This window comes from Streptomyces sp. NPDC052020 (assembly GCF_040680575.1).
Taxonomy (GTDB): domain Bacteria; phylum Actinomycetota; class Actinomycetes; order Streptomycetales; family Streptomycetaceae; genus Streptomyces.
Genome location: NZ_JBFAWY010000064.1, coordinates 1 through 21,008, shown reverse-complemented (window position 1 = coordinate 21,008; position 21,008 = coordinate 1). Strand labels below are relative to the sequence as shown.

General features: G+C 70.0%; 20 protein-coding genes, 2 pseudogenes and 1 CRISPR repeat array. Of the genes and pseudogenes, 16 read left to right on the top strand and 6 right to left on the bottom strand.

The window, feature by feature from the left end; all coding sequences use genetic code 11:
* From casA to cas2e, 7 genes and pseudogenes are all read left to right on the top strand, one after another.
* Positions 1-1,258 (top strand): type I-E CRISPR-associated protein Cse1/CasA (casA, locus tag AB0L74_RS33985; protein ID WP_365661206.1); only part of this gene is annotated, 1,258 nt, incomplete at its 5' end.
* A complete protein-coding gene (gene casB / locus AB0L74_RS33980; RefSeq protein WP_365661203.1) occupies positions 1,255-1,992 on the top strand; it encodes a type I-E CRISPR-associated protein Cse2/CasB in 738 nt (245 codons plus the stop codon). The genes casA and casB, both read left to right, overlap by 4 nt.
* Positions 1,989-3,182, top strand: coding sequence for a type I-E CRISPR-associated protein Cas7/Cse4/CasC (gene cas7e / locus AB0L74_RS33975; RefSeq protein ID WP_365661200.1), 1,194 nt, complete (start codon positions 1,989-1,991; stop codon positions 3,180-3,182). The genes casB and cas7e overlap by 4 nt, the downstream gene beginning before the upstream one ends.
* Positions 3,179-3,925 carry a type I-E CRISPR-associated protein Cas5/CasD gene (gene cas5e, locus AB0L74_RS33970; RefSeq protein ID WP_365661197.1) on the top strand — a complete coding sequence of 249 codons (747 nt, stop codon included), beginning with the start codon at positions 3,179-3,181 and terminating at the stop codon, positions 3,923-3,925. The genes cas7e and cas5e overlap by 4 nt, the downstream gene beginning before the upstream one ends.
* Positions 3,925-4,728 carry a type I-E CRISPR-associated protein Cas6/Cse3/CasE gene (gene cas6e, locus AB0L74_RS33965; protein ID WP_365661195.1) on the top strand — a complete coding sequence of 268 codons (804 nt, stop codon included), beginning with the start codon at positions 3,925-3,927 and terminating at the stop codon, positions 4,726-4,728. Before cas5e ends, cas6e begins: the two co-directional genes overlap by 1 nt.
* Positions 4,725-5,691 (top strand): annotated as a pseudogene (cas1e, locus tag AB0L74_RS33960) (type I-E CRISPR-associated endonuclease Cas1e). The gene cas6e and the pseudogene cas1e overlap by 4 nt, the downstream one beginning before the upstream one ends.
* A complete protein-coding gene (gene cas2e, locus AB0L74_RS33955) occupies positions 5,688-6,047 on the top strand; it encodes a type I-E CRISPR-associated endoribonuclease Cas2e (RefSeq protein ID WP_365661192.1) in 360 nt (119 codons plus the stop codon). Before cas1e ends, cas2e begins: the two are co-directional and overlap by 4 nt.
* Before the next feature lie 93 nt (positions 6,048-6,140).
* Positions 6,141-6,962: direct repeats of the CRISPR family, unit length 29 nt; unit sequence CTGCTCCCCGCGCCCGCGGGGATGGTCCC.
* A gap of 201 nt (positions 6,963-7,163) precedes the next feature.
* Here the strand turns inward: cas2e and AB0L74_RS33950 are convergent.
* Both AB0L74_RS33950 and AB0L74_RS33945 read right to left on the bottom strand, forming a co-directional pair.
* Positions 7,164-7,325, bottom strand: a complete 162-nt coding sequence (locus AB0L74_RS33950; protein ID WP_365661190.1) for a hypothetical protein — start codon at positions 7,323-7,325, stop codon at positions 7,164-7,166.
* Positions 7,326-7,416: 91 nt separating this feature from the next.
* Complete coding sequence (locus AB0L74_RS33945) at positions 7,417-7,845, bottom strand: hypothetical protein (RefSeq protein ID WP_365661212.1); 429 nt, start codon at positions 7,843-7,845, stop codon at positions 7,417-7,419.
* Between the two features lie 83 nt (positions 7,846-7,928).
* Between AB0L74_RS33945 and AB0L74_RS33940 the strand changes: the two genes are divergently transcribed.
* The gene (locus AB0L74_RS33940; protein WP_365661209.1) at positions 7,929-8,195 is read left to right on the top strand and encodes a DNA/RNA helicase domain-containing protein; all 267 of its coding nucleotides are present in this window, start codon (positions 7,929-7,931) and stop codon (positions 8,193-8,195) included.
* Positions 8,196-8,796: 601 nt separating this feature from the next.
* Here AB0L74_RS33940 and AB0L74_RS33935 read toward each other — a convergent pair.
* The 3 genes from AB0L74_RS33935 to AB0L74_RS33925 all read right to left on the bottom strand — a co-directional run bounded on the left by AB0L74_RS33935 (position 8,797) and on the right by AB0L74_RS33925 (position 10,127).
* Positions 8,797-9,210 carry a hypothetical protein gene (locus AB0L74_RS33935; RefSeq protein WP_365661187.1) on the bottom strand — a complete coding sequence of 138 codons (414 nt, stop codon included), beginning with the start codon at positions 9,208-9,210 and terminating at the stop codon, positions 8,797-8,799.
* A 187-nt stretch (positions 9,211-9,397) separates the two neighbouring features.
* Positions 9,398-9,631, bottom strand: coding sequence for a hypothetical protein (locus AB0L74_RS33930; protein WP_365661184.1), 234 nt, complete (start codon positions 9,629-9,631; stop codon positions 9,398-9,400).
* Positions 9,632-9,680: 49 nt separating this feature from the next.
* Entirely contained in the window at positions 9,681-10,127 is a 447-nt protein-coding gene (locus tag AB0L74_RS33925) for a hypothetical protein (RefSeq protein WP_365661182.1), read from the bottom strand.
* Positions 10,128-10,143: 16 nt separating this feature from the next.
* Here AB0L74_RS33925 and AB0L74_RS33920 point away from each other — a divergent pair, with 16 nt between their 5' ends.
* From AB0L74_RS33920 to AB0L74_RS33900, 5 genes are all read left to right on the top strand, one after another.
* Positions 10,144-10,695, top strand: a complete 552-nt coding sequence (locus AB0L74_RS33920; protein WP_365661179.1) for a hypothetical protein — start codon at positions 10,144-10,146, stop codon at positions 10,693-10,695.
* The gene (locus tag AB0L74_RS33915) at positions 10,692-11,228 is read left to right on the top strand and encodes a GNAT family N-acetyltransferase (protein WP_365661177.1); all 537 of its coding nucleotides are present in this window, start codon (positions 10,692-10,694) and stop codon (positions 11,226-11,228) included. The genes AB0L74_RS33920 and AB0L74_RS33915 overlap by 4 nt, the downstream gene beginning before the upstream one ends.
* Positions 11,229-11,949: 721 nt before the next feature.
* Complete coding sequence (locus AB0L74_RS33910) at positions 11,950-12,960, top strand: hypothetical protein (RefSeq protein ID WP_365661175.1); 1,011 nt, start codon at positions 11,950-11,952, stop codon at positions 12,958-12,960.
* Between the two features lie 98 nt (positions 12,961-13,058).
* Positions 13,059-16,787, top strand: coding sequence for an RICIN domain-containing protein (locus tag AB0L74_RS33905; protein ID WP_365661172.1), 3,729 nt, complete (start codon positions 13,059-13,061; stop codon positions 16,785-16,787).
* A gap of 59 nt (positions 16,788-16,846) precedes the next feature.
* Positions 16,847-17,167 carry a hypothetical protein gene (locus AB0L74_RS33900; protein ID WP_365661169.1) on the top strand — a complete coding sequence of 107 codons (321 nt, stop codon included), beginning with the start codon at positions 16,847-16,849 and terminating at the stop codon, positions 17,165-17,167.
* Positions 17,168-17,846: 679 nt separating this feature from the next.
* On the opposite strand, the gene AB0L74_RS33895 is transcribed toward AB0L74_RS33900, so the two are convergent.
* Positions 17,847-18,047, bottom strand: a complete 201-nt coding sequence (locus AB0L74_RS33895; protein ID WP_365661166.1) for a hypothetical protein — start codon at positions 18,045-18,047, stop codon at positions 17,847-17,849.
* Between the two features lie 192 nt (positions 18,048-18,239).
* Between AB0L74_RS33895 and AB0L74_RS33890 the strand changes: the two are divergent.
* The 3 genes and pseudogenes from AB0L74_RS33890 to AB0L74_RS33880 form a co-directional block, all read left to right on the top strand.
* Positions 18,240-18,635 (top strand): annotated as a pseudogene (locus tag AB0L74_RS33890) (transposase); the annotation flags it as partial.
* Between the two features lie 378 nt (positions 18,636-19,013).
* Entirely contained in the window at positions 19,014-19,145 is a 132-nt protein-coding gene (locus tag AB0L74_RS33885; protein WP_365661163.1) for a SapB/AmfS family lanthipeptide, read from the top strand.
* A 934-nt stretch (positions 19,146-20,079) separates the two neighbouring features.
* Positions 20,080-20,799: a hypothetical protein gene (locus AB0L74_RS33880; RefSeq protein ID WP_365661160.1), complete on the top strand. Its 720-nt coding sequence runs from the start codon at positions 20,080-20,082 to the stop codon at positions 20,797-20,799.
* The last annotated feature ends 209 nt before the right edge of the window (positions 20,800-21,008 follow it).

Sequence of the window (21,008 nt, the reverse complement as noted above, 5' to 3'; positions counted from 1 at the left end):
CAATCCACACCGAACCGGAAGGCCCTCACCCGTTCAAGATCCCCCAGCCGAGACCTGGCTCACCCGTCCACAACCTCCCCGGACAGAACAGCTAGGCGGTGTCTTCGCCGAAGGTGACACGCTGCGCGAGACGCTGCTGCTGAACCTGGTGGCGGCGGACACCGGGGAGCTGGAGATCGCCCCGGACGACCGGCCGGCCTGGCGGCGTGAGCCGTGCGGTCCGGGCGGCGCCGAACGCTCGTCGACCGGCCCGCGGGATCTGTACACGTGGCAGTCGCGCCGGCTGCGTCTGCACCACGACGCGGACGGCGTGCACGGTGTCGTCCTCGGTTACGGGGACCCGCTCGCCGCCCGGAACATGCACCGGCGGGAGCCGATGACGGCGTGGCGGCGCAGCAAGGCCCAGGAGAAGAAGCTGCGGGAGTCGCCGGTCTACCTGCCCCGCGAGCACGATCCGGCCCGTTCGGCCTGGCGTGGTATCGCCTCCCTGGTCGCGGACCGGTCGGAGGCCGCGCAGGGAGCGGACGCTGCTCTGTTTCTGCGTCCGGGTGTCCTGGAGTGGGTCGCCCGGCTGGTCACCATGGGGCATCTGCCGCGTGCCTTCCTTGTGCGGGCGCGGGTGATCGGGGCCGCGTACGGGACGCAGCAGTCCGTGGTCGACGACGTCGTCGACGACCACCTGGCGATGCCCGTGGTGCTGCTGCACCGGCAGGACCGCACGTACGCCCGGCAGGCCATCAGCGCTGCCGAGGATGCCGAGCAGGCGGTGCAGGCGCTGGGGGATCTGGCCGCCGACCTGGCCCGCGCCTGTGGAAGTGACCCGGAGGGGCCGCGCACGGTGGCCCACGCGGCCGGGTTCGACGCGCTGGAGGAGCCCTACCGGCGCTGGCTGTCCGGCCTTGCCGAAACCGGTGACCCGTTCGAGCAGCGTGATGGCTGGAAGCGCGAGGTGCGCGGCCTGGTCAGCCGGCTCGGTGAGCGCCTGGTCGAGGCAGCGGGGGAGACCGCCTGGCAGGGCCGGACCGTCACCGGCAAGCAGGGCACCCGGTGGCTGAACGCGGGGCTCGCCGACACATGGTTCCGCGCACGCCTGACCCGGGTGCTGGGTGATCCCAACGCTGCTGAAGGCGTCGATGGTGACGGCGCTGGCGGCGGTCCGCGCGTGCCCGGGCAGTCGCCCGGCCGGGCGGGCGCCGTCCACCCGGCGGCCGTCGTATTCGACGTACCCACCCTGCCCGACACGGAGGTGCACGTATGACCACGGCCCCAGCCCCGACTCCGGCCCCGACTCCAGCTCCGGCTCCGGCTCCGGCTCCGGTCACAGTCCGCTCGCGCGTCGCCGAGCTCGCCACCGCGCACATCACCCAGTGGCAGAAGGGCTACCTCAGCGACCGTCCCAAGGACGTCGCCGCGCTGGCCCGCCTGCGCCGCGGCGCAGGCCGGGACGCCGCCGAGATGCCCGACCTGTGGGCCCTGGTCGACACCGGCCCCCTCCACGCCCGTACTGACGGCCTGCGGGCACTGAGCGAGCAGGAACTGAGCCGGGCCGAGGACGCCCTGTACACGGCCCTGACTCTCTGGGCGCTCCACCAGCAGTCCCGCGGTACGGGGATGCACCGTTCGCATACCCGCGAGCGGCCGGCGGGCCTGGGCGCCGCGGTGCGGCGTCTGATGCCGCCGGGTGACATCGACGATCCGGTCCGCAAACGCCTGGTGCGCGCCGGTACCGCGCCGGACCTGGTCAGCCTGGCGCAGCGGCTGCGCGACATCGTCGTCCTACTGCGCCGCGCGGACGTTCCCTTGGACTACGGCCTGCTCGCCGGACAGCTCTACGCCTGGCAGTGGCCCGGCGGGCCCGGGGCCGTCCGGCGGGAATGGGGCCGCTCCTTCCACACCGGGCAGCAGGCCCAGCCCGCCGGTGAGGACACCGCGGGCACTTCGGCCTCGCCCACCACCACGGACACCGACACGGACGACAAGGACGCCTCGTGAACCGCATCTTCCTGGACGTGCACGCCCTGCAGACCGTCCCGCCCAGCAACCTCAACCGGGACGACACGGGCGCGCCGAAGACGGCCGTCTACGGAGGCGTGCCGCGCGCCCGCGTCTCCAGCCAGGCGTGGAAGCGGGCGATTCGCACCTACTTCCGGGACGAGCACCTGCTGGAGCCCAGTGAACTCGGCGTGCGGACCAAGAAGGTCGTCGAGCTGCTCGCCGAGCGGATCACGGGGCTCGACCCGGCCCTGTCGGGTGAGGAAGCGCTGCGGCTCGCCGACGAGACGGTGAAGGCCACCGGGCTGAAGACCGAGGTTCCCAAGCGGAAGGCCGACCAGGCCAAGGACGGGGCGCCCGCTCCCGCTCCCGAGACCAAGTACCTGGTCTTCCTCAGCGCCCGCCAGCTCGACGGCCTGGCCCGTCTCGCCCTGGAGGGGGCTGCCGACATCACGGCTTTCCTGAAGGACAAGTCCAACAAGGACCGTGCCCGCCAGATCGCGGACTCCCGCCATTCCGTGGACATCGCGCTCTTCGGCCGTATGGTCGCCGACGCCGCCGACATCAACGTCGACGCCGCGGTGCAGGTCGCCCACGCCCTCAGCGTCCACCGCGTGGAGAACGAATCCGACTACTACACCGCCGTCGATGACGAGAACACCGAGGAGGAGACCGGCGCGGGGATGATCGGCACCGTCGACTTCAACTCCGCGACGCTGTACCGCTACGCGGCGCTCGGCGTGCACCAGCTCGCCGCCAACCTCGGCGAGGGGCTGCGCGAGGACGAACCGCGCACCGAGCCCGTACGCCGTGCCGTCGAGGCGTTCGTGCACAGCTTCGTCGCCTCCCTGCCCACCGGGAAGATCAACACGTTCGGCCACCACACGCACCCGGACGCCGTCATCGTCGCACTCCGCACCACCCGGCCGGCCAGCTTCGTCGCCGCCTTCGAGGAACCGGTCCCCAGCGACGGGAGCGGCCACCTGCGGCAGGCGTGCGACCGGCTCGCCGCGTACGTCCCGGACATCGAACGCGCCTACGGCGACAAGGAGTCCACGCTCACCTGGGTGCTGCGCGTCGGCGCCGGCACCCAGAAGCTCGCCGGCCTCGGCACCGAGACCGACACCTTGCACGACCTCGTCACCGCCGTCGGCCGGGCCGTGACCGAACGCCTGGAGAAGCCCGCATGAGCCCCACAAGCGTGCTCACCCTCCGCCTGGCAGGCCCCCTGCAGTCCTGGGGGGCCTCCTCCCGTTTCACCCGCCGCACCACCGAATCCGCTCCCACCAAAAGCGGCGTCCTCGGCCTGCTCGCCGCCACGGCCGGCATCGAACGCGACGACGACACACGCCTCGCCCGCGTGGCAGCACTGCGGTACGGCGTCCGCATCGACCAGCCCGGCACCCGCATCCGGGACTTCCACACCGCCCACCACGGCATCACCGGCAAGTCCATGCCGCTGTCGGAACGGTTCTACCTCGCCGACGCCGTCTTCGTCGCCGCCGTAGAAGGCGAACACACCCTGCTCACCGAGCTCTACGCGGCGCTGCAGGCCCCGGTGTACCCGCCGTTCCTCGGCCGCCGCTCCTGTCCGCCGGCCGGACCTGTCGAACTCGGCCTGCACGACAACGCCCGCCTCGAGGACGTCCTGGGCCGCACCCCCTGGCAGGCGTCCGGCTGGTACCGCAGACACCACCACCGTCACCACCTCCCGGACCGGCTGACCGTCCTGCGGGAGAAGGCAGCCGACGAGAGGGAAGCCACGGACGTCCTGCGCGACCAGCCGCTCAGCTTCTCTACCGCCCACCGCCGTCACGCGCTGCGCACCGTCGTCACCACCCACGTGCCCCTGCCGCCCGGCCCACCGGACACCACCTTGCGGCACGACCCGTTCGAGGCACTGCCCGATGTTCCGGAGGATGAGAGCGCCTGATGTTCCTCTCCCGTTTCCGCGTCAACACCGCCCGCCCCGGCGCACGGCGGCTCCTCTCCTCCCCCCAGGCCATGCACGCGGCAGTCATGTCCTCCTTCCCCCACCTGCTGCCCACCGACGCCCCGCCCACCGACGCCCCGCGGGTGCTGTGGCGCCTGGACCAGCGAGCCCGCGCCGAGGTGCTGCTCTACGTCGTCAGCCCCCACCAGCCCGACTTCACCCACCTGGTAGAACAGGCCGGATGGCCCGCCGCGGCATCCGCCGACCCGCACAACCCCGGCTGGCAGACCCGGCCCTACACCCCCTTCCTCGACCGCCTGGCCACCGGCGACCGCTGGTCCTTCCGGCTCACCGCCAACCCCGTGCACACCATCCGCCGAAAGGACGGCGAACCCCGCAAACTCACCGCCCACCTCACGCCGTACCACCAGATGGGCTGGCTGCTCGACGAGGAACGCCAAAAACGCGGCGGCTTCCGCATCCTCGAAAAACCCGACGAACGACGCCTCCTGCCCCACGGCACCACCCACCAGGGCCGGCCCCACCCCGGCGACCGGTACGAGCTGACCGTCGGCGACACCCGCACCCTCTCCTTCGACAAACCCAGCGGCCCCAACGGCAAACGCAGCCGACAGGGCAAGCCAGTCACCGTCGTCACCGTCACCTTCGACGGGCGACTGGAGATCACCGACCCCGACGCCATACGCCGCACCCTCACCCAGGGCATCGGCCGAGCCCGGGCGTACGGCTGCGGCCTCCTCACCCTGGCCCCCCTCGCACAACCCACCCGACAGGCATCATGAGCACGGTCTCCCGACGCCCGGCCCTCACCCCGCGCCACCTCACCCGCACCGGCGAACGCCTCTCCTTCATCTACCTCGAACGCTGCACGGTGCACCGCGACGCCAACGCCATCACCGCCCAAGACGCCGAAGGCACCACCCACATCCCCTCGGCCACCATCGGCACCCTCCTCCTCGGACCCGGAACACGCATCACCCACCAGGCCATGAGCGTGTTGGGCGAGACCGGCGCGGCCGTCTGCTGGGTCGGCGAACACGGCGTGCGCTACTACGCCTCCGGCCGCGCCCTCACCCGCTCCTCCGCCCTCGCCGAGGCCCAGGCCTGGCAGTGGGCCAACCCGCGCAGCCGCCTCGCCGTGGCACGGCAGATGTACCGGCTGCGCTTCCCGGACGAGGACCCCGCCGGCCTCACCCGGCGCGAACTCCTCGGCCGCGAGGGAAGACGGCTCAAGGACTGCTACCGAACCGAGGCCACCCGCACAGGCGTCCCCTGGCGAGGCCGCCGCTACACACCCGGCGACTTCACCAGCGGCGACGCCGTCAACCAGGCCATCACCGCCGCCCAGTGCATGTACGGCATCACCCACGCCGTCGTTACCTCCCTGGGCTGCAGCCCGGCCCTCGGCTTCATCCACTCAGGCCACGAACTGTCCTTCGTCCTCGACATCGCCGACCTCTACAAGACGGAAATCGGCATCCCACTCGCCTTCGACGTGGCCGCACAGAGCGAGGAGGACGTCGGCCCGCGCACCCGCCGCGCCCTGCGGGACCACATCAACGAGACATCCTTGCTGAACCGGTGCGTCGACGACATCAAACACCCTCCTCCTGCCCGAACAAACCGGCTCACCCGCTTCCGACGAAGACCGGGACGTGGTCACACTCCACAGCGACGGCGGCCACCAAGTCGCCTCCGGCACCAACCACGACGGCCCCGACGACTACGGAGACTTGCTCTGGTGACCGTCATCGTCCTCACCAACTGCCCGCCCGGCTTACGTGGCTTCCTCACCCGCTGGCTGCTGGAAATATCCGCAGGCGTGTTCGTGGGCAACCCCTCGGCCCGCATCCGCGACGCCCTCTGGAGAGAAGTTCAGCAGTACGCGGGCCAGGGCCGTGCTCTCCTAGCCCACACAACGAACAACGAGCAGGGCTTCACTTTCCGCACCCACGACCACGCCTGGCACCCGACCGACCACGAGGGCATCATCCTGATCCGCCGCCCCAACCCAAACGCGCCCACGCCCAGCCCAACACCCCAAAACCCACCACCCGGCTGGAGCAGAGCCTCCAAACGTCGACGTTTCGGGAGAAGTTAAATGCCCGTTAAATTTTCTAACTCCCATTTGCCGGAAACGGAGAAAGTAGTCAGAAACCGGTTGCCGCATCCATAACGCTGCAGGTCATCCAGTCTGCTCCCCGCGCCCGCGGGGATGGTCCCTGTTGAGACGGAGCTACCGCAGTCTTTCGCCACTGCTCCCCGCGCCCGCGGGGATGGTCCCAGCTCCTTCGCCAGGGCCGCAACCGTCGACGCCTGCTCCCCGCGCCCGCGGGGATGGTCCCTTGGTGCCGAACGGCGCGTCGACGGGCTTTTCCTGCTCCCCGCGCCCGCGGGGATGGTCCCCACGTGAACGCACTGGTGGTGACGGCCAGTGCCTGTTCCCCGCGCCCGCGGGGATGGTCCCGCCGTCCCCGTCCCGTCGGTCGTATCGATCCTCTGCTCCCCGCGCCCGCGGGGATGGTCCCCCGTCGAGGGTGGTGTCCGTGCGGGTGATGACCTGCTCCCCGCGCCCGCGGGGATGGTCCCCACGATGACCGCGGAGGCGCTGCCGTTCCGTACTGCTCCCCGCGCCCGCGGGGATGGTCCCATCCCCTTGCGGGTGCGGCGGGGCGGCGAATGCTGCTCCCCGCGCCTGCGGGGATGGTCCCCGGCGCATCCTGTTCGACCTCGCCGTGTTCGACTGCTCCCCGCGCCCGCAGGGATGGTCCCGCCTACAACATCGGCTCCGACACCGTGACCATCTGCTCCCCGCGCCCGCGGGGATGGCCCCGACTTCGAGGCCGTACGCACCATCCTGGGCGACTGCTCCCCGCGCCCGCGGGGATGGTCCCTTCCGGGCCGTCGTCGCGCAAATCTTCGGCGTCTGCTCCCCGCGCCCGCGGGGATGGTCCCACGGCATCGGCCGCGTCACCGGGCGTCATCAGCTGCTCCCTGCGCCCGCGGGAATGGTCCCGGGCTGACGGGGCCGGTGCGCTGGTACGAGTCCGGCTCCCCGCCTTTGCGGGGAGCAGGTCCCGAGACAGGACCGGTGTGGCGTTCTCGCTGGTCCAGTCGCCGTCGAAGGTGGCGACCAGTCGGCGCATGGCTGCGGCCCGCATCGTACGCGTGACCCGCGCAGGGGGTTGTACGGCGCCTGGCCATGACATGACGGCCGTCAGGCACCACCGCCTCCGGCCGCGATGACCAGAGACAGGACAGCGGCGAGTGCGGTGACGGTCGTGATGCCGGCTGTGACGCGCGCGTTGAGCGATGGACAGCGGTGCACGGCGTAGGCCACGGCGCCGACGACGAGCACGGTGACCGGGGCCAGCAGCACAACAACCAGCAGAGTGAGTGTGGACGCGGGGTTCCCCTCGGGATCAGGCACACGGATGGCCCGAGTGCGGATGTCGGCGGAAGCGTGGGCCTCACTGCCCCTTACGTCTCGGGCACCGGGCCCGGATAGGTGATCGCAGGGTCGTGGTGTCGCCGAAATCCGCACCGCTGCTCTCGCAATGGGCCGCGCCCACCACCATCTCGAGCTCACCGGCTACTTCCGGTGCAGCGGATCCGCCGCCTATACCGCCTGGGTCGACGTCCTGCTGTACGGGGAACCACAGCCGTGGACCGGTCACACCGACGAACTCGGTCTCGCCGACGACGCCTTCCGCCTCCAGCGGCTCATCGACAAGGCCACCGTCGACGGACACATCGCCGACCACCGCCGGCTTCTGCTGGCCCTGGACACGGAACTGCCCCTGCGGCGCCACCGCCCTTCTCTTCGACATCACCGTCGACGTCCCCTCCGTCGGCACCATCCCGGCCCGGATCTGGCACGCCGCGTGGAACGCCGCCACCGTCCTCACCCGCCCCGACAACGGCCAAGCCCTCGCCCCCCCACAGCCAGTTCTGGGCCAGCCACACCGGTGGCCACCAGCAGATCGGCTGTCTGCACCGCCCAAGGCCTCGAATACCACATTGCTGGCGTCATCATCGGCCCCGACCTCACCTGGACCAACGGCGCTGGACCGCCCACCCCGGCGAAAGCCGTGACCCCAACCTGCGCCACCTCTTTCCCGGCGAGTATCTCCCCTACGCCCTCAACACCTACCGCGTCCTGCTCACCCGTGGCACCCACGCCACCTACATCCACGCCACCGACCCAGGCACCCACCGCATGGTCAACCGGCTCATTCGCCCACGGTAAGAGAGACAAGCCATACGGAGGAGGATGGAGCGACGGAGCCAGGGCCAGGAGTGCGCCGCACAGGCACCAGGTCTGCCACCAGGCCCACCACGGCGGGCCGCCGAGCGGGAGCCTGCGGTGGTGGCCGGTCACGGCGCGGACCACCGGGGAAGGTGCGGGCGGACACCGTGCCGGTCGGGGCGCCGCTCGGTCCGATCGATCTGGCGGTCGTCCTGGGCTTGCGGGCCCACCTCAGGGGCAGCGGCGCGGATGCCGGGAACTGAGCGGCCGTCGAGTGGGGCGCCAGTACGGCCGCGGGAGGGGTCAGGGCCAACGCTGCGAGGGCGAGCACGGCGCGGCCTGGCCGGGAGGGGCGGGCGTGCGCGCCGCTCATCGCTCTTCCCGGCGGCAGTTGACCGGTGTGAGGGGGGAGGGGTTGTCGAGCGCGGCCGGGTCGGTGGTCCACTCCGTTCCTCCGCCTTTGGGCAGCAACCACGCCACTGGACGAGGATTGGTGCCCTCGGGGCGATGGCGCGCAGGATTCCCCGGCGCCCGGTGGCGATGTCCTCGACCTCGCGGCCGATCCAAGGGTGGTCCCTGTGCAACAGACCGTGCGTGGTGTTCACCGGGCCTCGCCGCCACTCTGGGCCAGCGGTGCCCATGAGTACCGCACCCGCACGCCGTGCTCCTGCAGCCACTGGTTCTCGCGGTGGCGCAGTTCGCAGGAGGGCTCCGGGGCGATGCATGCAGGCCACCGCGTGATCACTACGGCAGCCGTGCCGGACTCCGTGAGCTGCCGTACGCGCTGCCAGCCGGCGCGGAGGCAGGGCTCCGGTTCGCGGTAGGCGTCCTTGACAGTGTCGGTGATCGTCAGCCTGTGCTGCTGTGCGAAGGCGTGACCTTCTTCTTCGGCGGGCTCCTGTGCCAGGGTGGGGTTCAGCTTTCCGCGCTCGGCGCGCACATACAGCACGGCTGCGGCAGGGTCCGCAGCGGCCTGTGCGGCGGTGGTCTCCTGGATGGTTCCTGCACTGTTCATCGCTGCCTCAGCAGGTTGATCGGGTCAGTGCCCCGCCGTGCCCACGGGGGAACGAGGCGCGGCGGGGCCGTACACGACATCTAACCGACCGCCATCGTGCGGTGTGCATGACGAAGTTGCGCGGGTTGCTGCCACTCGTCCTGACGAATTGGGCTGCCCTTGACCTGTCTTAGGTCTCACGCGCGTTCTACGGTGCTGTTGTGGCGGAGACCAGGAACGCGGACTTAGCCGCCTGGATGACGAAGCACCAGATGTCGGCCGGGGAGCTTGCCGCTGCGGTCAACGACGCCATCCGCGAGTTGACCGGCCGTCTCGGCGCGATGTCGGAGCGCACCGTGTTCCGGTGGCTGTCCGGCGAGAACCAGTGGCCCCAGGAACGCCAGCGGCGTGCCTTGGAGATGGTCACCGGCCTGTCCGCCACGGCCCTAGGGTTTGTGCCTCGGGGGAAACGCGAGACTGTCCCACCAGCGCTATCGGAGGACCCCGACGTGCGCCGTCGTCAGTTCTGCAGCGCGGCCACCGGCGCCGCTGCCGCTGCCGTGATGCCCACTCCCGCGCCCCGCCCCTCGCGTATGGGCACCTTTGACGTGATCCGGCTGCGGGACGACGTCGAGAGACTGGTCGCGCTGGACGCCGACCGCGGCGGGCACGGCCGCCTCGCCCAGGCCGCCCTGGCCGGGGCCGACGAGGCGATCGGCCTGCAGAACAAGTCCACCACCCAGCGCGTGCGGCAGCGTCTGTACGCGCTCGCCAGCGACTTCACCGCGACGGCCGCGTGGGCCCTGATCGATGCCGGGCAGCTCGACGGCGCCGTCAAGCACCTCGACCGCGCCCTGTCCCTCGCGGGCTTCTCCCAGGACGCCGAGATGGCCATGCAGGTGTGGAACCTGCGGGCCATGCTCGCCCCGCCAGCGCAAGCAGTACCCCGAGGCGGTGGCCGCCGCCCAGGCCGCCCAGGCGACGCCCATCGTCCGGCGCAGCCCGCTGCACGCCTCCCTCGCCCAGGCCCGGATGGCGGTCGGGCTCGCCCACAGCGGAGACAGGCGTGCGGCCCTGCGCTGCCTCGGCCGCGCCGAGGACGCCCTGGCGAAGACCGACCCGGCCGAGCCGCGCTCGACGTGGATCGCCTTCTACAGCTGGGCGGAGCTGCACTCCCTGACCGCGACCGTACGGGACGTCCTGGGCGACCCGACCCAGGCGGAGGCCGCGGCCTACCGGGCACTGGCCGCCCTGCCCGGCTCCTACCGCCGCAACCGCGCGCACACCACCGCCCGCCTTGCCCTGGCCCAGCTGCACCAGGACGACATCGAGCAGGCGTGCGCCACCAGCGGCACCGTCTTCGCGATCATGGCGGGCGCCCCGCTGCCCGGGCGGATGCGGCAGCTCCTCGGCGACTTCCAGCGCGACCTCATCGCACGTGCGCCCTCCGCGCACATCGCTCACGAGTGGACCGACCGCTACCGGACCGAATGGAGCACCTCTTGACCACGACAGCCGTTGAACTGCGCCGCTTCGGCCACCAGGACCTGCCCGCCATCCGGCAGACGCTGTTGGACGTGCACGCGGACGCGTACGCGGACGAGATGGACGACGAGTTCAACCAGCGCTTCCCCTGGTTCGTCGACCACTGGGGAGGACACCCCGGCTTCTCCTGCGTCATCGGCTACGAAAGTGATGAGCCGGTCGGTTTCGCGTACGGCTCCCCGGCCACCCCCGGCCGCGAGTGGTGGCGCGAGCACCTGAGCGAGCCGCCGGCGGACGACTCGACGTTCTCCGTGTCCGAGCTGATGGTGCGCCCGCGGTGGCGGAAGACGGGCACCGCCAAGCGGCTGCACACGGCGCTGCTCGAAGACCGGCCGGAGGCCCTGGCCGTGCTCCTGGTGGATCCCGACCATCCGAAGGTCCAGGCACTGTACGAGGCGTGGGGGTACGTCAAGGTCGGCCATCGCCAGCCGTTCCCGGACTCCCCGAACTTCGCGGTCATGCTCCGCCACCTGCGCGTCCCCACGGCCTGCTGACGCCCCCGACATGTATAGGCCCGGTGCCACCGGGGCCTAGTTCGTTGCCGTGTCTCGACGGTGTAGCGCAGGGGCTCGGTGGGGGCCATGTGGTGGGGATCCTGCCTTTCTCCGGCGCCCCGGGCGACAAGGTGTCATGTGCCTTTCGTCGCGTCGGATAAGAAAAGTTGGCGCTCCAGATCGCGGAGGGTGGAGCGGATCACAAGTTGGTGTACAGGGCAAGTTTTCGGCCAATCGTGAAGGGCCATGACGGTGTGAAGTCCCCTCCCGCTCGGGTAACACCCTTTATCTACAAGCTTTCTTCTTATCTACAAGCTTTCTTCACTGCTTGATCATGATTGTCTTTCGGTCACTCGGTGAGCTGGGATCTTGTGGCGTGATCACCTCCCGTGCTTAAGGTGACCGCCGCCGTGCCCGGCGGAGCAGACCATTCTGTCGGTGCGCGGTTGAAGGGCGGCCGGGGAGCGCCGTCGTGGGGGAGGGGGGCTTCGGCACGCCGCAGGTGTGACCGCCAAGGCGTGTCGTGGTGATCGTCGACGGGGTCCTTCCGTCTCTTCACCCGGGGCGTCCCTGCCTGCTTCCATCTCCGGCAAAGGATGCCTCCGTGCGTTTCAGACGCCCCTACAGATCGCCTGACGAGCCGTCGGGCCGATCGGCCCCACGTATTCATCCCCGGCTGGGTTCCCGGGCCCGGTGGCGGCGTTCCGCCTCCAAGCCTCTGGTGCCGCTGCTGGCCGCCGGTGCGATGCTGGCCGGCCTGATCGGCTCTCAGCCTCCGTCCGATGACGGGCTGTCGCGCATCGGCACGGTCGCCGACAGCTATGACGGTTTCGACGCCCAGGCTGCCGAGCAGCTCCGGCAGGACCAGTGCCTGATGGCCGACGCGTTACGGCTGGGCGGCCCTGAGATGGGGGCCCTGGCGCAGACCGGGCTGAACCAGACGCCGGAGCAACTGCGGGTCACGGCCAACCAGGAGTACTGGAACGACACGCCTCTGTCCGCCGCGTTCCAGCGGGACAGGGACACCGTCGATGGGGACCTTGAGTCGTTGGGTGCGCGCGTACAGACATGGAAGGCGTCCTTGGATGGCTTGTCCTACCCCGGCGGCTTCAACTCCGTCGCGGACTTCTTCTGGCCGCCAGGCGTGCCCAGCAGCTCCGGTGACGACTTCTTCGGCCAGGTGGGCTACTCGACGTGGCTGGGGGAGCAATTCTGGAAGAACGAGGGTCTTCTCTACGAGGATCCCGCTCCCGAGGCCGACGAGACGACCATCCAGGCGGTCAAGAACCTGGGCACGCCGCTCTACAGTGAACCCGTCCCCGGGCTGCCCAGCAAAGAGTGGGCGCAGGCGTACGCCGAGTGGCAGGCGTTCGACACACTGCTCGACGGCTACGCCTTCTCGGACATGGGCGCGGACGACGCCCGGATGTTCCTGGCCGCCGGCGGTTTCCCGCGTACCGCTCCCGAGCCCGGCAGTCTCCCGTTCCGTCTCGCGGTGGAGGACCTGAAGACGCGGTTCGCGGCCTGTGCGTGGCGTAACCCGATCGATCCGAGCAAGGTTCTCGGCCAGGAGGTGGCCACCGCGTCGGCGGAGTGGCAGCGGGAGATCGCCGCGCAGGCCACTCAGCGCAACCAGATCCTCACCGCCAACCGTGATGCCACCAAGGCTTTGGCCACCGGTGCGAGGGCGCTGGGCGAGATGCTGGGCAGTCCTGGATCGCCGACCATCTGACCCGTTGGAAGGACTACTGGTCGGCCGGCGGGCCGGGCTGGATCGGTGACAGCCCGCTGATCGTCCACATCCACGCCGCCTCCGACAAGTGCCTGGAGGTGGCGGGCGGCTCGAAGGCTGACGGCGCCGTGGTGCAGATGTACACCTGCAACGGCGGTGCCCACCAGGAGTGGCGGATCGAGGGCGATGCCCTGGTCAACGTCAACTCCGGCAAGTGCCTGGACGTCAAGGGTGCCGGGACGGCCAATGGCACCGTCATCGAGCAGTGGACGTGCAAGCAGAACGGTGCCCAGCAGTGGGAGTACACCACTCACGGCACCACCCAGTTGAAGAACACCGGCAGCGGCAAATGCCTTGACATGCACACCTACGCCAACAGTCAGGACGCCTGGCTGTGGGCCTGCAACGGCACCGACCCGCAGAAGTTCGACATCGTGCCCTCCGGGCACAACGGCACCGGCGACCTCGACTACCCGACGGTGCAGCAGTTCACCAAGGCGAACGTCGGCATCGCCAAGGCCCGGGCGGCGGCGCAGACGCAGCTCGACGTGATCAAGCAGCAGGCCCAGATCGCGGGCACGGCGGACACCAGCACCGGCCAGTTCCTGAACGCCGCCTACGCCATCGCCGACCGCGATGGCGCACCCCGCGGCCGGGCACTGCTGGTCGGACAGCAGAAGGCGCAGGTCACCAAGGCGTCTGCCGCCGCGCTGAACGCGATGGTGAAGGCCGGCGAGACCGCGTACGCCGCCACCCGTGCCTCCGCCGCCGATAGTGCGACCATCACCGCCCGCGCGGTCGCCCAGGCCGCCGGGTCCAGGGCCGCCTTCCGTACCGCCGCCGCCGAGGCGGCCAAGCAGCAGGCCAAGGCCGCGGCGGATGCCGCCGCCGTCCAGGCGGACGAGGCCAAGGCCGCCCGCGACCTCGCCAAGGCCAAGCTCGCCGAGACCCAGGAGGCCGAGGCCGACGCCAAGGCCGCGGCGGCCACGGCTCACGCGAAGCGGCTGGAGGCGGAGAAGGAGGAGGCCACCGCCAAGGCGGAGAAGGAGACCGCCGCGCAGAAGCAGGCCGAAGCCTCCCAGCACAGGGCCAAGGCCCAGGAACACGCCTCCCAGGCCCAGCAGGCCAAGGACCGGGCGCAAGCCGCCGATGCCACCGCCACCGAGAAGCGGAAGGCCGCCGAGGCCGCGCGGGACAAGGCGAAGGCACTTCGTGACGACGCCTGGGACGCCGAACAGAAGGCCAACACCGCCCGGGCCAAGGCCGACGCCAAGGAGGCTTACGCCCAGGCATCCGAGTCCGAGGACAACGCCCAGGAGGCGCGGCAGGCGGCCAACGCCGCCCGCGCCGCCGCCGACGACGCCGAAGCAGCGGCGGCTTCAGCCCGCGCCGAGGCCGGCAAGGCCACCCAGGCCGCGGCCGACGCCGACGCGGCGGCCACCCGGGCCGAGGCCGCGGCCAAGCGGGCCCGGGCCGACGCCGACGCCGCACAGGCCGCCAAGCTGAAGGCCGACGCGGCCGTCCGAACGGCCACCAGCACGGCGGCGGACGCGATCGCCGCTTCCAAGTCCGCCGCGGCTTCGGCCCGGTCGGCGGTCGCGCTCGCCGACAAGGCCGAGGAACACGCCGCCGACGCCAAGGCGCAGGCGGACGCGGCCAAGGCCGAGGCGGCCACCGCGCTCAAGGGCGCCAACGAGGCCGCCGGGCACGCCTACACCACCGCCCAGGCAGCCGTGGACGCCGGCAACGCGGCCGCACAGGTCGCGGCACCGGCCAACGACGCCATCCAGCTCGGCTCGCCCTACATCACCACCGATTCCGCCGCCGGACTGGCCGTGCTGACCGGCCAGTCCTCCAAGACGATCGCCGAACAGCAACTGGCCGTCGCCGAGGCACACGCCAAGAACGCCCAGGAGGAAGCCGCCCAGGCACAGAGCGTCGCCAACGCGGCCGCCGGCGACGCCAAGGCCGCCTACACCCTGGCCGCCGAAGCCGCCCGTTACGCCGCCGACGCCCGCGCTTCCGCCAAGAAGGCCCTGGAATATTCCGCCCAGGCCGCCGACTACGCCGCCCAGGCCGCACAATCCCTCAACCGCACCATCGCCTACGGCCAGCAAGCAGCCGAGGACGCGGCAGCAGCCGACCGTGCCGCCGGACGGGCCGAAGGGTATGCCGCGGAAGCCCGCAACTCCGCCGACCAGGCCGCCCTGGACGCCGAAGCCGCCCGCGCCGCCGCAGCCGACGCCGAGCAGGCGGCCAAGGAGGCCCGCGAGGCCGCCGACCACGCCGCCGCCGAAGCAGCAGCAGCCGAAGAAGCGGCCAAGGACGCCCAGGCCTACGCCGAATCAGCCCAGCACGCGGCCGACGAGGCTGAGAGGAAGGAGAACGCGCAGCAGATCGAGACGGGGACCGTCGTCGACGAGGCCGGTATCGCCATCGGCGGCATGTTCTATGTCGTCGACCGTATGGAGAGGATCGGCGATCCGGAGACCGTGAAGAAGACGGAGGGCTGTGACGGCTGGATCGACCGGCTCTTCTACAACGGCGACTGCACGATCACCGCGAAGATCCGGTTCAAGGCGGTCCTCGACCTGTACATGTGCACAGCGCAGGACCTGGATTTGTCTCAGTTCACATGCCCTGCGAGCGCGACGGTGTACCTGGGCCAGCACTCGACCAAGGAACTGTCCACCCAGGCCACGCACACCATCTCCATCGCGGAGTACCAAGAGGACATCGATCCGATCGACATCCTCTTCGGGAGCTGGATCAAGTGCGCCCAGAAGATCGCCCCCGGCGGTCAGGACGGAAGCTGGGGCGGATGCGCCTGGGCGGCCGTGGATGTGGCGAGTCTGTTCGCGGGCAAGATCCTCAGGCCCATCTCGGACGCCGTCAAATCGTTGGACGCCGCCGCCAGGACCGGTGTCGGATTCACCGACGCGTGGAAGGGTTTGCGTGCGCTCGGCCTGTCCGAAGAGGCTGTTGCCGGCATCGTGACGAGGGCGTTCCAACAGCTGAAAGCACTTTGCCTGAAGGACAGCTTCCCTGTCGGCACGCGCGTGTTGCTGGTCGGTGGCAGGTCCAAGCCCATCGAGGCGATCCGCTTCGGCGACGAAGTGCTCGCCACTGACCCGGACGCCGGAGTTACACGCTCGGCACCGGTCACGGCGACGCTCTCCCATCCGGCAGACCGGCTCGTTCAGGTCACACTTGCCGACGGTGGACGGTTGCTGACGACTCCCGGACACCGGATGTATGTTCCTGGCCGTGGCTGGGTCATGGCTTCAAACCTGTATACGGGCGACCCGCTCCGGACTGCGGACGGTACTGCAAGCCACGTGATTGGTATCCGCTCTGTGACCTCGCCGCAGCGGGTGTGGGACCTGAGTGTCGCCAACCTTCACACCTTCTACGTGCTTGCGGGTAAAACTCCCGTACTCGCTCATAACGTCAACTGCCCGACGTACGTTGATGTTTATCCGAGCGGGCGCGGAATCGTTGCCGATATGGACGATAATGGACTCGTCTCATTCGTCATAAACGCAGGCGCAGACACACCCAGAGGTGGCGAAATGTTCAATGCCGCTCTTGCTCACTTCGGCGATGAGGTCAAGGGCGTTAAAGCCTACTGGCAAGACGGCGGCGCCCTTAGTGACAATCTGAACTCCTTCAATGCTGCCGTGCAAGGTGGCGCATCGCTCAAGGAAGCGGCACTAGCAACATTCACGGGAAAGATGTCCTCAAGGGCAGGTTTCTCCACCGTGGAAATAACTGAACTCAGGGGCATGCCGGGCGCCTACACTAACGTGGGCGCGATTTTCCGGTAGAAGCGCTGTAGTGCCGCTCATGAGCAGCGCGCACGAGTTAGGGTGGGGCCCATGCGCACGTGGGCCCCACCCGGGCGTTCATGCGTGTTTTGGCAGCAAAAGAAAGAGCCACGATGAGTAATATAGGAAAAACCGCAGAAGATCTGAAAATCGCTCACGTCGAAGGGAAAAATGCAGTAGAGTTGGCGCTGCTCTCCCGTGAGAAACTGGGTGCAGAATTCGGCGTCATTTCATTTATCGCCTCTTTTCGCCTTGCTTTCGATATCCCATTGCCTGTCCTGCAGCACGCTCAAGCGTGGTGGCAGTTCGGGTGGGGAAGTAAGAGCATCTCCGACGATGAATTTTCTGCTCTCCTTACGCCTTGGCTCCCGAAGCGATAGCGAGCTCCCGCTCCTGCGGGTGACGGCGTTGTCGGCAGCGGGCCGACAACGTCCCCCGCGGCGAGCTCGTCGTCGTACAGCACGGTGCCGCCGTGGATTACCACGGTGTTGCGGCCGACGAGCTGCTCGGCCTTGATGACCGCGAGCGTCGCGCGACGGAAGACGGTCCCGGCCGCCGGCTCCCGCCAGCTGCCGCGGCGGTTTCCAGTCACCCGGACCAGGGCACCGACCTGCCGCTGCCGAGGGCGCGGAACGCCGCGAGGCTGATTGGCGCGTGCTCGCGGACGACTCGCTCTTCGGCGTGGTCGTCATCGCTCTCAATCACGAGGCGGGGCCCCAGCATCCGGTGCCGTAACGCGGACGAGACCCGCTCACCCCGCCTCTGCGTACGGGCTGAGCGGGCCTCCTCTTCGTTGCGTCACCGCTTGCCGGAACGCCGTTGGTCGCCGACGATCCGGCATGCCTTCCGGTTGCTCACACCTCGGTCCAGGAGACGGATGTCTCCCGTCCGCTCGCGGTCGAGCTTTTCCGTCCCTGAGCTCTGCGGATCTTGCGGATCTGAAAGGCCCTCACGTTCCGAAGGTCGGGTGTTGCGATGACCGCTGGGACCCGAGCGCGCCCTGCGGACGCGCAGTGTCAGAGCGTGAACTCGCCCGTGTGATCGCCGGTGAGCCCCCCGCTATCCCAGGAGGCCGCCGAGGATCCCTCCGCCGCCAGCGGCGCTCAGCCTCACGTTAGCCCCCAGGTCGAGGGCCTGACTTTTCGCGCCGCTCTCCTTGGCCGTGGTGTCGCCCTGCGCCGCGACCATCAGCGCGCCAGCCGCCGCCACCGTGGCCACGCCAAGCCCCATGGCCGCGCGCAGCTTCCTCGACTTGCCCATGCCGTACCCCCTTATGTTCGGCCGGGACTGTCGTTCCCCGGCACTGGACAGGGTGGCAGCAGCAGCCGGACCGACAAACAGGCCATCGTCTTATCCACCCGTTCGCGCGACGAGACGCTCACATGTTCCAGGATTGTCGACGTCCGGCGGCAGCAGGGCCGCTCCAGCGCCGCTTGGACACCGTCCTTTTTGATGTCAACGGGCCGTCGGGCCGTCACGGCAGACCTGGTCGAGCGGCTGGTCCCGAACGAGGTGCGGGCGCTGTTGCGGCGGATGGTCCCGCCCACGGAGGTCGGATGCCCGCCGGGTGGTGGCCGGCGCCGCGCGGGGGACCGCGAGACGCTGGCGGCGATCGTTTTCGTCGCCACCTCGGGCTGCACCTGGCGCCGGCTCCCACCGGTCTCCGGCCCGGTATGGCCCACCGTCTACCGGCGCTTCGCCCCGTAGAACCGGGACCGGGTCCAGGCCTAACCTCACCGCGTCATCCTCGACGAACACGGCGCCCGCGGCGACCCGGACGGGTCGCGTTGCGCGATCGACTCGAGCGTGCGGGGCAGATGGGGGCCGCTGACCGGACCGAATCCGACCGGCCACGCCCACGCACTCACCGTCGTGCACCGCCTCCTGGCCCGCATCGACGACGCGGCCGACCACCTGCTGAAGCAGCACCTGCGGTGATCCCCAAGATCCGACGCGGCTCGCGCACCTACGGCCTGCCGGCCCACTGATCACGCACTGGCCGGACATGCTGAAGGTCAAGCGGACTCTGGACTACAGTGGTGAGCTGCGGCAGTACGCAGAACGAGCCCGGCGCGGAGTCGGTGCACAAAGTGCTGCGTTCTCACCCGTGTGGGGGATTCCGCGGCGTCGTCGCACACGGGCATCCTCGCACATGTCCCGAAATGCGATTATCCGCATATCGCGGGCAGTGCGGCGATGCGGAAGAGCGGAAAGGTGGGAATGACCATGGTTCTTCTTGACCTCCAGATGCTGGAACCCGCCCGGGACTGCGACGGCGGCGGGGAGGCGCAAAGCGCCATCAGCGTTTCACTGTGCAATGTGGCCAACAGCGGCCTGAGCGTGACCCTCTGCCTCTGAACGTCATCGCGCCCTCCGGGCGGGCGGCCTACCGGTCGCGGTTTCCAAGCCGTGTCGGCGAACCGCAAAAGGATCACCACCACCGCGGTCGCCAAGCGCCGTAGCGGAAGGACGAGCCGTGCGGCCCGGACGGTGGAGTCCTGGCCGCACGGCGGTGTCCTGCTCGCTCCTCGCATGTGGTGATCCGTGCGAATCGGAGGTCGGACGAGCGTCGGCGCGTGCTCGTCACCGGTACAGCGCTCGGCCGGTCGGCGCCTGCGCCGACCACGGGGACACGGTAGGGCGCACCGCCCCCGGCTCGTCGCACACTCCGAGCCGTCGCGCACGCGGTCGCGGCCGCCGTCCGGCAGGCACGGTCACGCCGAAGTGGCTGACACGTTAATCAATGTCCCGTCCGAAGTCCCTATGGGGGACACCTGTTTCGGTCACCATGGCCGCGCCCCGGCCGTCGCCGACCTGCGCTCGCAGAGAGTATGCGGGTGGCAGACGCCGTTTCCCGGTCACGCGCAGCGGGCAGACAGGCGGGCCGATTCTTGCATCACCGTTCCGCCCGGGTAGCTCTCCAACACACCGTCCCCGACGAGAAAGGGGTGCTCTCGGTATGGCCGAGTGGAAGCTCATCCCGGTGTGCTGTCCCGGATCGCGGTCGGGTCCCGGACTAACGTGTGGGGCGTCAGTCCCCAGGGCGGTATCTATCGCTACGCCAACAACGACGTGTCCAACACCTGGGTGCAGAGAACATGACAAGAGATGCGAAACCCTATCAAATACTCATGAAAATGGGCTAGTTGGGCGTTTACTGCCAGGAGTGCGCCCGCAAACGCGAGGAAAGATTCACCAGTCCGGGCACGGACGCCCTCGCGAAGCGCACCGCCCGGACCCCGCGTTCTGGGAGGCTTGCCGTCTGCGCGAGGACGTGAACGAGGCCCTGGCCGTGAAGCCGTATGGAGTCGCCCAGCGGTCCGGTGACCGGACCTTCCAGTGCGACGTGACCGCCGTGTGCACGATGCCGGACGGCACCCGCGCCTACGCCCTGCTCGACGGCGTCGGCGACACCCTGGCCGTCCGCTCCTGGACCCGCATCGCTGCCCGCCGTCTGGCCCGCGCCGCCGCCAGGCACGCGGACGCGGAGGCCGGCCTGCGCGCCGAGTACGACCACTACGCCGCCGCCCGCACCGTCGGCCACGACCTGCCCTGCGCGGCGGCCGTCGTCGCCGTCCACGTCTCCGGTGGCCTGCTCTCCCTCGCCTGGTCCGGCGACGCCCGCGCCTACCTCCTCCTCGAGGGGCTCGACGGCCCGCCGCGGCAGATGACCGAGGACCACAACGCCCGCCGGGTGTACGACGGCGGGGACCGCAACGTGATCACCTCATGCCTCGGGGAAGTACGCAGCGACGAGGAGACCGAACGCCTCTGGAGCCACCCGGACATCGAGTACCTGCGCGGCCCGGCCCGGCCGGGCCGGCTGCTGCTCGCCTCCGACGGTGCCTACGAGCCCCACGAGGACGCCGGCCACGACCTGGCCGCCTACCTCACCGGTGACCCGCGCACCGCCGCCGAGCGCCTGGTCGACGACGCCGTCCGGCGCGCGCACGAACTGAACGACCCGTACGCGGACAACGCCACCGCCCTCATCGCCCGCATCACCTGCTGAGAAGACCTCACCGATGGACACCCCGCCCGCCCCTGCCACCGGCACCCGCGACCAGCACATCACCGACCTGCGCGCCGGGCTCCAGCCATCTGCCTGCTCAGCTTCGCCGCGGCCGGGAGGCGGCCACCGATCCCAGGCAGGCCGATCTGCTGCTGGTGGCCGCCGACGACATGACGCGGATCCTGAACCGCACCACCCCCTGAACCCCG

Coding starts and splice junctions, on each gene's coding strand:
- AB0L74_RS33935 (WP_365661187.1), bottom strand. CDS start 9,210: ATGAACAGTGCAGGAACCATCCAGGAGACCACCGCCGCACAGGCCGCT.
- AB0L74_RS33895 (WP_365661166.1), bottom strand. CDS start 18,047: ATGGGCAAGTCGAGGAAGCTGCGCGCGGCCATGGGGCTTGGCGTGGCC.
- cas5e (WP_365661197.1), top strand. CDS start 3,179: ATGAGCCCCACAAGCGTGCTCACCCTCCGCCTGGCAGGCCCCCTGCAG.
- AB0L74_RS33885 (WP_365661163.1), top strand. CDS start 19,014: ATGGTTCTTCTTGACCTCCAGATGCTGGAACCCGCCCGGGACTGCGAC.
- casB (WP_365661203.1), top strand. CDS start 1,255: ATGACCACGGCCCCAGCCCCGACTCCGGCCCCGACTCCAGCTCCGGCT.
- cas6e (WP_365661195.1), top strand. CDS start 3,925: ATGTTCCTCTCCCGTTTCCGCGTCAACACCGCCCGCCCCGGCGCACGG.